The sequence below is a fragment of the Rhodococcus sp. P4_F3_2 genome, assembly GCF_056401335.1.
In genome coordinates this window covers 154,633-167,092 of sequence record NZ_JBFUJN010000003.1, presented here as the reverse complement: position 1 = coordinate 167,092, position 12,460 = coordinate 154,633, and the positions used below count along the sequence as shown (strand labels likewise).

Annotated in this window: 9 protein-coding genes and 1 pseudogene; 6 read left to right on the top strand and 4 right to left on the bottom strand. The window is 63.6% G+C overall.

Annotation, left to right across the window (positions count from 1 at the left end; genetic code table 11):
• Positions 1-3: 3 nt before the first annotated feature.
• Positions 4-300 (bottom strand): WhiB family transcriptional regulator, encoded by a 297-nt coding sequence (locus AC1DWA_RS04785; RefSeq protein ID WP_003940939.1) that lies wholly within the window; start codon positions 298-300, stop codon positions 4-6.
• Positions 301-1,055: 755 nt separating this feature from the next.
• Here AC1DWA_RS04785 and AC1DWA_RS04780 point away from each other — a divergent pair.
• The 3 genes and pseudogenes from AC1DWA_RS04780 to AC1DWA_RS04770 form a co-directional block, all read left to right on the top strand.
• Entirely contained in the window at positions 1,056-1,754 is a 699-nt protein-coding gene (locus tag AC1DWA_RS04780) for a hypothetical protein (RefSeq protein ID WP_046379846.1), read from the top strand.
• Positions 1,755-1,930: 176 nt separating this feature from the next.
• On the top strand, positions 1,931-2,509 hold the full coding sequence (locus AC1DWA_RS04775) for a sigma-70 family RNA polymerase sigma factor (RefSeq protein ID WP_003940953.1): 579 nt from the start codon (positions 1,931-1,933) through the stop codon (positions 2,507-2,509).
• Positions 2,493-2,693, top strand: a pseudogene (locus AC1DWA_RS04770) (anti-sigma-D factor RsdA); the annotation flags it as partial. The gene AC1DWA_RS04775 and the pseudogene AC1DWA_RS04770, both read left to right, overlap by 17 nt.
• Before the next feature lie 678 nt (positions 2,694-3,371).
• On the opposite strand, the gene AC1DWA_RS04765 reads toward AC1DWA_RS04770, so the two are convergent.
• The gene (locus AC1DWA_RS04765) at positions 3,372-3,776 is read right to left on the bottom strand and encodes a DUF5319 domain-containing protein (protein ID WP_003940777.1); all 405 of its coding nucleotides are present in this window, start codon (positions 3,774-3,776) and stop codon (positions 3,372-3,374) included.
• A gap of 243 nt (positions 3,777-4,019) precedes the next feature.
• Here AC1DWA_RS04765 and guaB point away from each other — a divergent pair, with 243 nt between their 5' ends.
• From guaB to AC1DWA_RS04750, 3 genes are all read left to right on the top strand, one after another.
• Positions 4,020-5,543 carry an IMP dehydrogenase gene (guaB, locus tag AC1DWA_RS04760; RefSeq protein WP_020723641.1) on the top strand — a complete coding sequence of 508 codons (1,524 nt, stop codon included), beginning with the start codon at positions 4,020-4,022 and terminating at the stop codon, positions 5,541-5,543.
• A 27-nt stretch (positions 5,544-5,570) separates the two neighbouring features.
• On the top strand, positions 5,571-6,710 hold the full coding sequence (locus AC1DWA_RS04755) for a GuaB3 family IMP dehydrogenase-related protein (protein WP_003940976.1): 1,140 nt from the start codon (positions 5,571-5,573) through the stop codon (positions 6,708-6,710).
• Positions 6,711-6,883: 173 nt separating this feature from the next.
• Entirely contained in the window at positions 6,884-8,638 is a 1,755-nt protein-coding gene (locus AC1DWA_RS04750) for a GMC oxidoreductase (RefSeq protein ID WP_020906934.1), read from the top strand.
• An 83-nt stretch (positions 8,639-8,721) separates the two neighbouring features.
• On the opposite strand, the gene AC1DWA_RS04745 is transcribed toward AC1DWA_RS04750, so the two are convergent.
• A complete protein-coding gene (locus AC1DWA_RS04745; RefSeq protein WP_153213051.1) occupies positions 8,722-10,479 on the bottom strand; it encodes an Ig-like domain-containing protein in 1,758 nt (585 codons plus the stop codon).
• A gap of 51 nt (positions 10,480-10,530) precedes the next feature.
• Positions 10,531-12,300 (bottom strand): Ig-like domain-containing protein, encoded by a 1,770-nt coding sequence (locus AC1DWA_RS04740; protein WP_477846102.1) that lies wholly within the window; start codon positions 12,298-12,300, stop codon positions 10,531-10,533.
• Between the last annotated feature and the right edge of the window lie 160 nt (positions 12,301-12,460).

Sequence of the window (12,460 nt, the reverse complement as noted above, 5' to 3'; positions counted from 1 at the left end):
GTATCAGGAAGCTATGCGGGTGGTGCGACGGTGGCGCGCATGTAGTTCACGTTCGGTTTCCGACATTCCTCCCCAGATGCCGTACGGCTCGGCGACGGTCAGCGCGTGGCTGCGGCACTGCATCAGTACCGGGCACTGACGGCACATCTCTTTTGCGCGGGTTTCGCGCTGGGCACGTGCTCTACCGCGTTCGCCATCGGGATGGAAGAACATGGAGGAGTCGACTCCGCGGCACAGACCGTGCATCTGCCAGTCCCAGATGTCTGCGTTGGGGCCTGGAAGGTGATTCGGTGCAGGCATGTTGACTCCTTACTGCAAGCTCGCGTTGATCAACGAGCGGACCAAGTTGCCCGGAGGTTATCCGGGCCTTCTGAATCGTTCACGCTTGCTAACCGTAAGGGTGCTGAGTAAATCGCGTCAATAGGCTCGTTCAGTGGCGATCGGCATATATCGAAATGCGAGAGTTAACGAAGTATATATTTACATTTCGGGTCTCTCATGCGTTGTGCTGCGCCGATGTTGAAATCGGGTCGATCGAGGTGGTGGCAGGCAAGCCTGGCTGCTTGAGATGCGAAACCCACAGATCAGGGATATGTTTGCTGCTGATCGCCCGGCGAAAACACTCAGCCCGCCGGCTCGGTTTGCGTCATTTGTCCGATATTGCGCGGGCAGGGCCGTACTCCATTTCGGGACTTAGTGCCCAAGTTTCAACTAGGACATCTGTCCAATAAGTAATGCGCAGTTAACGTCACGGATATATGCCCGTTAAATATCATTACGAGTACATTCGGCAAATCTCAGTTGAATATCTGATTAACTCCGACAAACTTGCCTTTTCGTCTTCCCGTGCGGCAAACGGCATCGGTCAGGCGCTTGTCTGTTGGCGCTGCTGCGATGATCTACCTGTGTCGACACCTGAGCCCCCTGAATCGCCTTCGTTCACTGAGTCACCTGGCCGTCCCGGGACTCTCGAATCCGCCGCATTCGGTGCGGATCCGGACCTTGACCGTCTCCCGGCGCCGTGCTCTACCCGGGATTGGTGGACAACGGCAGTAATTCTGGGTGGTCAGGGGCACTACGCCAGGGCGCGGGCAGCATTGGATGTCCTCGATCGGCTCACGACGGGGTCCTCGACGCACTCGGATCGAGTTCTTGCCTCTCTCTCTGCCAGCACGAGGGCGTCGTTTCTTCGCCAGAGTGGACGTCATGCACTCGCGTCGACGTGGGACGGGCGCGCACTGGCGATTGTCGGCGGTCTGCCAGTCGATCCAGAGGCTGCCTGTGACGCTCTGACCGGTCTGGCCGCGGACGCCCTCGGTTGTGGCCGGCTCCCGCTCGGCTGGCGCCTGCTGGGGGAGTGTCGGACCCGTCTGGGCGGCGAGGGCGGGCTGTGGCGGCAGGAAATTCGGATCGAATGGGTCTCGGCGGAACTGGCGCTGGCGGGAGGTGACTTCGCGCGCGCCCGCAGACACGCAGAACGCGCCGTCGAATTGTCGGGGAAATCGGAGTCCGTCCGGCACCGCGTGAAGTCGGATCTACTGCGCAGCGCCGCGCTGACCGGAACAGACCCAAGCGCTGCCGTGGAGTCGGCAGCGGAAGTGCTTGCGAGGTGTCAGCAATACGGCCTGCTGCCCCTGGCCTGGGCGTCGTCGCTGCTGATCGAGGGTGTGAGCGGCGGGAGGACCTCGCCGAGTGCCCGTGAGATCGGCGATCTGATTGCGATGCGCGGTGGATCACTCCTACCTTTGTCGTAATCGATCCACCCGAAGTCTCTCGCGAACGATTCCCACAGGGCTGTTTCGATATCGCGACTGCTGGGCGGGCATGCGGAGACCAGCCGGTCCGGATGGTTACTCTTAGAGGGTTCCGCTGAGAGCGGGAGCACACCCGCTCGGGAGGTGCCACTGTAACGCCAGGATTTTCGCTGACGATGACAAATACGAGCGATGAGTTGGACACCGCGGTCGCCGCTGCTGCGCAGGGCGACCGTACAGCTCTAGCTTTGGTTCTGGAGAACATCCGACCGATGGTGGTGCGCTACTGCCGCGGTCGAGTGGGTGCGGCCGAGCGGGGACACCTGTCCGCTGACGACGTCGCGCAGGAAGTGTGTCTGGCCGTGATGACCGCGCTGCCGCGTTATCAAGACCAGGGACGCCCGTTCATGGCCTTTGTGTACGGAATTGCCGCGCACAAGGTTGCGGACGCACATAGAAGTTCCGCCCGTAACAAGTCGGAGCCCGTTTCCGAAGTACCGGATGTAATAGCACTGGATGATGGTCCCGAACAGCGAGCACTCGATTCGGAGTCCAGCAGACAGATGCATGAACTTCTCGGCACACTTCCGGAGAAGCATCGAGAAATCTTGATACTTCGCCTGGTGGTCGGGATGTCGGCCGAGGAAACGGCCGTCGCCGTCGGTAGTACCGCCGGAGCTGTACGAGTCGCTCAGCACAGGGCGATCGCGAAACTGAAAAAAGAAGTAACGAAAGCAGGTGAGAGCTTTGGCTAGAGACGAGGGGCGTGACGCTTCGAATCTCGGTGATCTCGCCGACGACGGTACGCCAGTGGACTTGGCTGCGGTTCGGCGTGACGATGCGCTGATCGAGTCCATTTCGAGTGGCGGGCCGGTAGCAACCGATAGCACCGAACAGTACGAACTTGCGTTGATTCTCTCGCAATGGCGTGACGATGTCGTTGCGACTCCGATGCCCGAGGGTCCGTTGTTGGACGATGTCATCGCTGCAATCACAGCGACGCCGTCCGGCTTCTCCGATCGTCAGCGTTCACGTTCCCGTTCCCGATTGCGTGTGGTCCGCCCGATCGCCGCCGCAGCAGCTGTTGCAGCAGTGGTCTTCGGTGGTGCCACAGCGATGGCGTACGACGCCCAGCCCGGCGATGCCCTCTGGGGCGTCAAGCAGGTCGTCTTCGCCGACGAGGCCAACTCGACGGTCGCGAAGATCGACACGACATCCGAGCTGGAAAAGGCCGAGCGTCTGTTGGCCGCCGGGGACATTCCCGCGGCAAAGATGGTGCTGGACAACGCAGCTCACCGTGCCGATGCGGTCAAGGACTCGCAGGACAAGACGGATCTCGTCGAGCGTTGGGGCAAGTTGATGACGCAGGTCCAGGAGACCACGTCACCCGCAGTACCGCCGTTGACGTCCGATCAGCAATCCTCGCTTGCCACCTCTCCCACGGCGATTCCGGGGACTTCAGTCAATCCGGCCAACCCTCAGTTGTCTGGCGGCGTGACCACAACGACAACGCCCGACCCTGGAATCATGCAAGCGCCTGGTCCAAGCGCGGCGTCGTCTACACCGTCATCGTCGCCCACGACCCCCCACTTTCGTATGAACCTGGTGGGGTTTCGCTCAGCTGTCGAAACCGTCGCCGTGCATCGCCTCGTTCATCGACGCGTCGGCGTATCCACGGCAGTAGTCCCACGTGACATATGCCTCAGGCATCGGGTCGTAGGCAGGCTCGTGGGGGCGGACGGTTCCGTCCACGAGGAGCTGCAGCAGGTTTGCGCGCAGCATGTCCCAGTCGTGGTAGTGATCTTGTTGGCAGTCTTCGCAGCACACTACGAGACCGCGGATGCCGCGGTGAGCGAGGAGCGCCTCGTAGACGGCGAGGTCAGCGAGATCCTCCTCGACCGCTTGGCGTTCGTGGGGGTCGAGTGGTTGACCCGGCTCGATGGCATCGAGAGCCGCGGAGGGGTCAGCTGGGTCGCCGGCGAAGGGATCTGGCGGCAGACCGGGGGGCAGTTGATCACGCACAGCACCACGGTACGCAGGTCAGGGGGGTCAGCGCCACTTGTTACGCGTACCCGCAGCGTGGGTGGGATGGTTCGGACCTTTGAGTGAGCCGATACCATGGTGTGCAACGCCGGGAAAAGGTGCCAGGAATTTCTTTCCGTGCAGGCGCCTTCTATCCGATATCCAGCTTTCGTAATCCGTTTCGAGGCGGCTGCTACAGCGGTCGCCCTGGGCGAATCTAGGTCCATGGAGGGTCCTGACCGCATGAGTAGTTCTGCAGGACATGTACACACCGGAGGAGACGACCCCAACAAGGTCGCGATGCTGGGACTGACTTACGACGACGTGCTGCTGTTGCCTGCTGCGTCCGACGTCATCCCGAGCCAGGTCGACACGTCCAGTCAACTGACCCGCGACATCCGTCTGCGGATTCCGTTGGTCAGTTCTGCGATGGACACCGTCACCGAGTCGCGCATGGCAATTGCGATGGCACGCGCCGGCGGCATGGGTGTTCTGCACCGCAACTCGTCCGTCGAGGTTCAGGCAGGACAGGTCGAGACCGTCAAGCGCTCCGAGGCCGGCATGGTGACCGATCCCGTCACGTGTAAGCCGACCGACACGATGGGTGAGGTCGACGCGAAGTGCGCTCGCTTCCGCATCTCGGGTCTGCCGGTCACCGACGACGCCGGACAGCTGGTCGGCATCGTCACGAACCGTGACATGCGTTTCGAGGTCGACCAGAATCGTCCGGTCGTCGAGATCATGACCAAGATGCCGCTGATCACCGCTCAGGAAGGCGTCACCGCAGACGTGGCACTGGGCCTTCTTCGTCGGCACAAGATCGAGAAGCTGCCGATCGTCGACGGCAACGGCAAGCTCACCGGTCTGATCACGGTCAAGGACTTCGTCAAGACCGAGCAGCATCCGGACGCCACCAAGGACCGTGACGGTCGACTGCTCGTCGGCGCTGCAGTCGGTGCAGGCGACGACGCCTTCCAGCGTGCGATGGCCCTCACCGATGCCGGTGTGGACGTACTCGTGGTCGACAGTGCGCACGGGCATTCGTCCAACGTTCTCGACATGATCGCCAAGCTCAAGCGTGAACTGGGTGAGCGGGTTCAGATCATCGGTGGCAACGTCGCTACGCGCGCGGGTGCTCTGGCACTGGTCGAAGCCGGTGTCGATGCCGTCAAGGTCGGAGTCGGTCCTGGTTCCATCTGCACCACCCGCGTCATCGCCGGCGTCGGTGCCCCTCAGGTCACGGCCATCCTGGAAGCGGTTGCCGCGTGCAAGCCTCTGGGTGTGCCCGTCATCGCTGACGGTGGACTCCAGTTCTCCGGTGACATCGCGAAGGCTCTTGCCGCGGGTGCGTCGACGGCCATGCTGGGTTCGCTCCTGGCCGGTACCGCTGAATCGCCCGGAGAACTGATCCTGGTCGGCGGCAAGCAGTTCAAGAGCTACCGCGGAATGGGTTCGCTCGGCGCGATGCAATCGCGTGGCGAGGCCAAGTCGTACTCCAAGGACCGGTACTTCCAGGACGACGTACTTTCCGAGGACAAGTTGGTTCCGGAAGGCATCGAAGGACGTGTTCCGTTCCGTGGCCCGCTTTCCCAGGTGACGCACCAGCTCACCGGTGGTCTGCGCGCTGCCATGGGTTACACGGGGTCGGCGACGATCGAGCACCTGCAGAACGCTCAGTTCGTCCAGATCACGGCGGCCGGTTTGAAGGAAAGCCATCCGCACGACATCACGATGACTGTCGAAGCACCCAACTACACCGCTCGTTAGCAACCAGTACACGAGAAAGGGGCGCGCGTGCGCGACCTCGTTGAGATCGGCATGGGTCGAACGGCCCGACGTACCTACGAGTTGGACGATGTGAACATCGTTCCCTCCCGGCGAACCCGTTCGTCGAAGGAGGTGTCGACTGCTTGGCAGCTCGACGCTTACAGGTTCGACATCCCAGTCCTCGCACATCCCACCGACGCGTTGGTCTCGCCGACCTTCGCGATCGAGCTGGGTAAGCGCGGCGGCCTCGGTGTCATCAACGGTGAAGGCCTGTGGGGCCGTCACCCCGATGTCGAGGAGAAGCTCCGGCGTCTCGTCGAGATCGCCGAGAAGGACGGTGGCGTCGACGCAGCCATCCGCTACTTGCAGGAGCTGCACGCGGCACCGCTGCAGGCGGGTCTTCTGGCTGCTGCGGTGGCGCAGGTTCGTGATTCGGGGGTCACCACTGCCGTTCGGGTCAGTCCGCAGAATGCGCGCGCACTGACGCCCGAGCTGATCAAGGCCGGAATCGACCTGCTGGTCGTCCACGGGACGATCATCTCGGCCGAGCACGTCGTGCACACCGAGCAGGAACCGCTGAACCTCAAGACGTTCATCTCGGAACTCGACGTTCCGGTTGTCGCTGGTGGGGTCAGTGACCACCGCACCGCGCTGCACCTGATGCGTACCGGCGCTGCCGGTGTCATCGTCGGGTACGGCTCCACCGAGGGTGCAACCACCACCGGTGAGGTCCTGGGTATCGGCGTTCCGATGGCCACGGCCATTGCCGACGCTGCAGCAGCCAGGCGCGACTACCTCGACGAGACGGGTGGACGCTACGTCCACGTCATCGCCGACGGTGACATCGCAACTTCGGGTGATCTGGCGAAGGCCATCGCCTGCGGTGCCGACGCTGCCGTTCTGGGCACGCCGCTGGCCGTGTCCGCCGAGGCGCCGGGTGGCGGCTGGTACTGGCCGTCCGCTGCGGCTCATCCTTCGGTTCCGCGTGGAGCGCTTCTTCCGGTTTCCTACGGCGAGCGTCCGAGCCTGGATCAGGTCCTGAGCGGTCCTTCGGATGATCCGTACGGTTCTCTGAACTTCGTCGGCGGTCTTCGTCGGTCGATGGCCAAGGCGGGCTACTCCGACCTCAAGGAGTTCCAGAAGGTCGGGCTGACGGTCCGCGCGTAGTTTGTACCTTTCTGTGGCCCCGGTTCTTCGTGAACCGGGGCCACAGTTCGTTGTGCAGGACTTTCTTCCGTTCCTGATACTTGCGGTTACGCTTATGGGGCCCCTTGTGGTGGTAGTCACAAGGGATAGGTGCATACTGGCGGGTAACTACGGTTCACGGTGGAGGTGTCCTGATGGGCAAGCAACGGGCAACGGACTACGACGTACTGATCGTCGGATCCGGGTTCGGCGGAAGCGTGAGCGCGCTTCGTCTCGTGGAGAAGGGCTACAAGGTCGGCGTCATCGAAGCCGGCCGACGGTATGCCGACGAAGATTTCGCGAAGACCAGCTGGGATCTCAAGAAGTTCCTCTGGGCTCCGAAGCTGGGTTGCTTCGGCATTCAGCGCGTGCATCTGCTGCGCGACTGCCTCATCCTCGCGGGCGCAGGCGTCGGCGGCGGGTCGTTGAACTACGCCAATACGCTGTACCAGCCACCGGAGCCGTTCTTCCAGGACAAGCAGTGGGCGCACATCACCGACTGGCGAAGTGAGCTCACCCCGTACTATGAGCAGGCTCAGAAGATGCTCGGCGTCGTGCAGAATCCGCACATGACGCCCGCTGACGAGATCATGAAGTCGGTCGCCGACGACATGGGCGTCGGCGACACGTTCATCCAGACGCCCGTCGGCGTCTACTTCGGTGAGCCGGGCAAGAAGGCGAAGGACCCGTACTTCGGCGGCGTCGGACCCGAGCGCACCGGTTGCATCGAGTGCGGCGAGTGCATGACGGGCTGCCGTCACGGCGCGAAGAACACTCTCCTCAAGAACTACCTGGGCCTTGCCGAGACAGCCGGCGCCGAGATCATTCCGATGACCACCGTGTCCGGACTTCGTGAGGCTCGCGACGGTTCGTGGGACGTGTTCACCGAGCGAACCGGTGCATTCGGGCGAAAGAACCGCCGCACCTACACGGCTGCGAACGTGATTCTCGCGGCCGGGACGTGGGGCACTCAGCATCTGCTCTTCGACATGAAGGACACCGGAGCGCTGCCCAAGCTCTCCGACAAGCTCGGCGAGCTGACTCGAACAAACTCCGAATCCATCGTCGGCGCAGGCAAGTACAAGGTCGATCCTGCACTCGACCTGACCCGCGGAGTGGCGATCACTTCGTCGTTCCACCCGAGTAGTGACACCCACATCGAGCCGGTCCGCTACGGCAAGGGTTCCAACGCGATGGGACTGCTGCAGACCTTGATGACGGATGGCGGTGGCTCGACACCGCGGTGGATCAAGTTCCTCGGTGTGGTCGCGAAGAACCCGTACCAGATGCTGCGCATGCTGACTGTCAAGGACTGGAGCGAGCGCACGATCATCGCGTTGGTCATGCAGAACCTCGACAACTCGATCACCACGTACACGAAGAAGGGCCTGTTCGGTCGACGCAAGGTCACCAGCAAGCAGGGCCACGGTCAGCCGAACCCGACGTGGATTCCCGAGGGCAACGAGGCGACGCGTCGAGTTGCCGCGAAGATCGACGGCGTCGCAGGCGGCACGTGGGGCGAGATCTTCAACGTTCCTTTGACCGCGCACTTCCTGGGTGGTTGCGCAATCGCGTCGGATTCCGATCACGGCGTCATCGATCCGTACCACCGCGTGTACGGCTACCCGACGCTCAGCGTCGTCGACGGCGCAGCGGTCTCGGCCAATCTCGGCGTGAATCCGTCGCTGACCATCGCCGCTCAGGCCGAGCGATCGGCCTCGCTGTGGCCGAACAAGGGAGAGACCGACCTGCGTCCCGCCCAGGGCAGCGGCTACGAACGCTTGGCTCCGATTGCACCCAAGTCGCCCGTGGTGCCGGCGTCGGCTCCAGCCGCGCTGGTTCTGCCGATCGTGAAGATCACCGGCGGCAAGACGGCTACAGCCGTTCCGGCGGAGCCTGCTGCCGGATAGTTCACCGCGAACCGAAAAGGGGCGTGTCTTCGAAGATTCGACGGCACGCCCCTTTTGCAGTTTCAGATCGTCAGCCCACCTTCTCAGCCGCCCAGCGACCCGAAGAGGGTGCCGAGGTCGAGGCTGCCGGTTCCGCCACCGGGTCCGCCGTCGGTATCACCGGGGACGGTCAGGGTCTGCGGCGCAGAGGCCGAGGACGTGTAGCCCGAAGCACCCACGAATTCGGCAGTGACACTGTAGGTCCCCGAGTTGTAGAACGTGGCCGGTACCGTTGCGACACCGTTGACCACGTCGACCGGTCCACCGATGAGGGTGTCACCGACCTTGAACTGGACCTTGCCCGTGGCCCCGGCCGGATCGACCGTTGCCTTGAGTGTCACCGGGGTGTTCTTCTGGACAGTTCCGACCGCGTCGAGAACCGTGGACGTCTCGACGTCAGCGGGAGCCGGAGTCGTGACACTGACCGGGAATGCCGGGGCAGCGGACGGCGCGAATCCTGGTGAACCCGTGAACTTCGCGACAACCTTGTGCGTTCCTGTCGAGGTGAAGGTGTACGGAGCGATGGCAACTCCGTCGGTTCCGACCGTGGCAGTCAGCGTTTCGGTGCCGTCGACGATGAAGTCGACGGTGCCGCCGGTGCCCTGCGGATCGACCTTGGCGGTGAGGTTGACGTCCTGACCGACCTTCGCGGTAGACGGCGAAACCGTTGCGGTAGTGGTCACGGCGTCAGGCGGCGCATCGGTCGTGACGGTCACGATCTTGGCCGACGCCGACGTCGACGCCAGGAATCCGGGTGCACCGCTGTAGCTCGCGGTGATGGAGTGCGGTCCGTCCTCGGTGAAGGTCGGGGAGATGCTTGCCGACCCTCCGGTTACCGGCACCGCGTCCCCGAGGGGGTTGTCGCCGTCGAAGAACTGGACGGTTCCACCGTTTGCGCCGCCGCTCACGTTGGCCGACAGAGTGACAGGAGTTCCGTTCTTGGCGTTGGCCGGTCCGACGACAGTGGTGGTGGTTGCCTTGTCCGCCTCGATGATCCGTGTCGTGGCGAGGGGGCCTGCGCCGCTGTTGAGAGGACCGTTCTCAGCGTCACGAGGGGTGCACCGAGTAGGCGCCCAGGCGGTGATGACCAGGGTGGCCTTGGGGAGGAACGTGAGGAAGTTGCGATCGTTGTTCCATGCTCCTGCGCTGCCGCCGGTGCGTACCTTCATCGCGACGTCCCCTGAATCGCCGGCCTTGAGAACTGCCTTGACCTGGGGGAGTTGGAACTGGGTGTAGCCGTCGGCATTGTTGGAACCGTCGACGTTCTTGCCGGTCGCCTTGACGACGATGCCGCCCTCGGAGTTGATGCTCGAGCTGGGGCTGTTTCCGATGACCTGGTTGTTTCCGGAGAGGCGCAGAATCGTTCCGTTGGGATCGACGTTGCCGTTCTCGTTGACGCGCAGGATGTTCGGCGCGACACCGCTGAGCCCAGCCGAAGTTCCGGGAACGATGGTGGCTTCCACCAGGGTGGCGTTCGCGGGAACGTCGACGTCGACCTTGATGCGGGAGACGTTCTGGACGGTCGCCCCCGAAGCCGATCCGGGGAAGGCGATGGGACCGGGTTGGATGGTGACCTCGAAGGTCTCACCCGCTCCGACGCTCTCCGGTGCGTCGACGATGACCGAACCGGACTGGGACTGCGTGGTCGGACCGGCGACGGCGGACGGGGTTGCGAGGCAACTCGTTCCGAAAGTTGTTGTCACCGGGGCCGCTGACGCGGGGATTCCCGCGAGGATGACGCCACTGGCGAGTGCCGTGGCGGCGATCGGCGCCGCGATGCGACGTCTGGAGTACACGAACATGGATTCTCCTGAGCTGGGTACGGGAGTGGTGTCCAAAGCTGATGTGGGGGACTAGCTTCCGAAGAGCGGGATGAGGCCGCTGAGCGAACCGGTGTCCACGCTTCCGGTGCCGCCGCCGTCGGTCGGTGCGGTGCCGACCTGCACGACCGTCGGGCCGGAGACGGAGTTCTTCCAGCCGGCGTCGCCGACGAAGTTGGCAGTGAGGCCGAACGTTCCCTCGTCGTCGAAGGTGTGCGTGAGCGTCGCGACGCCGTTGACGACGGCAACGGGTGCGCCGATGGGCGTCGTGCCGGACTTGAACTGGATCATTCCGTTTGCTGTTCCGGGTGCAACAGTGGCCTTGAGTTGCAATGCCTTTCCGACCTGAGCGGAGCCGCTGACAGTCAGGACGGTCGTGGTGTCCGCGCGGGCGGGCTCGGGATCGGTGACGTTCACCGTGAACGATGTGGACGTGGAGCCGATGAATCCGGTTCCGCCGGAGAACTCGGCAACCACGGCTGCGGCACCGGCTGATGCGAAGGTGTGCGGGAGGATCGCGACGCCGTCACCCGTGCCGACGGGTGCGGTACCGATCTCGGCGCCGTCGACCTTGAACGTCACGGTTCCGCTGCTCGGGATGGGGGAGACGGTGGCCGAGAGGTTGGTCGGTTCACCGACGACTGCTGTGAGCGGTTCGACAACGGTGGTGGTGGTTCCCCAGTCGGGATCGCTGACGTCGAGTTGGGTTGCGGTGGACACTGAATCGCCGTAGCCGGCCTCGCCGGTGAACACTGCGGTGAAGCTGTGCGTGCCGGAGGCGTCGTAGCTGCGGGTCAGGGAAGCCGTTCCGTCGACCACGGCCACCGGTGCGCCGAGGTTGGTGTCGCCGTCCTTGAACTGCACCGTGCCCACGGCGTTGGCCGGAGTGACGACGGCGCTCACGGTGATGCTGTCACCGACCAATGCTGCGTTCGGAGCCGAGATCGTGGTGGTGGTGTCCGCGGAGACGTCGACGGTCTGGACTCCGGAGGTCGAGCTGTGGAATCCCGGACCGGCGTTGTACGCGGCGGTGATGTCGTGGGCGCCGACGCTGTCGAAGGTGTGGGAGAGGGTGGCGCTACCGCCCGAGACCGGGACGGGTGAGCCGATGTTGCTGCCGCCGTCCTTGAACTGGACGGTGCCGCTCGCGTCGGACGGCGCAACCGTCGCGGTCAGGTCGACCGGCGTGCCGACCTTCGCCGTTGCCGGTGCAACCAGAGTGGTTCCGGTGGCGACAGACGGGTCGACGACCTGGACGTTGACGTTGATCGGGTTGAGGCCCTGCTGCGTGCTGAAGGCGTTGACGTCGAAGAGCATGCCGCTGTCGTACGTCCCGAACGCTGTGCCGACAGGGACCGTGTAGGTCGCTTCGAGCGTGACGGGTTGGTTCTTCTTGACGACGAATCCACCGACAAGGAAGGTGCAGCCGCTCGAGCACTTCGCTGAGACTCCGCCATCTGATTCGTTGCTGATCGTCGCCCGGTTGGTCACACCCAGGTAGGTGGCCTTGGCGCTGCCCGGCACGAGGACGAATCCTGCGGGCGGGATGTCACGGATCTTTGCGATCGACCGTTCGATGCCGCTTTCGTTGTGCTTGATCTCGGTCTTGTACGTGACGGTGTCACCCGGGTGAACTGCCGCGTTCCCGATGACGCTCTTCGTGAAGATCAGATTGTCGGTCGTGCCGGTGAAGGTGGTCGGCGGGGCTTCGTCAGCAGTGGCCGGCGTGCCGAGGACTAGAAGTCCGGCGGCAGCCGTCACAGCCGCGACAGGTATGGCGAGTCGTCGTATGAATCGACGCACAGGTCCTCCTCGAGGTGAGCGCCGTTCGGCGGCGCCGGCCGTTTGCGATCGTGATCCTGATCACTTGACGGGCGAGATTACCTTTACTGGACGTTTGGTTCAGGCGAATCGGTCAAACGTCCAGAAAATTCACCCTCCGTCCATTTCGGGCTCTGGCCTG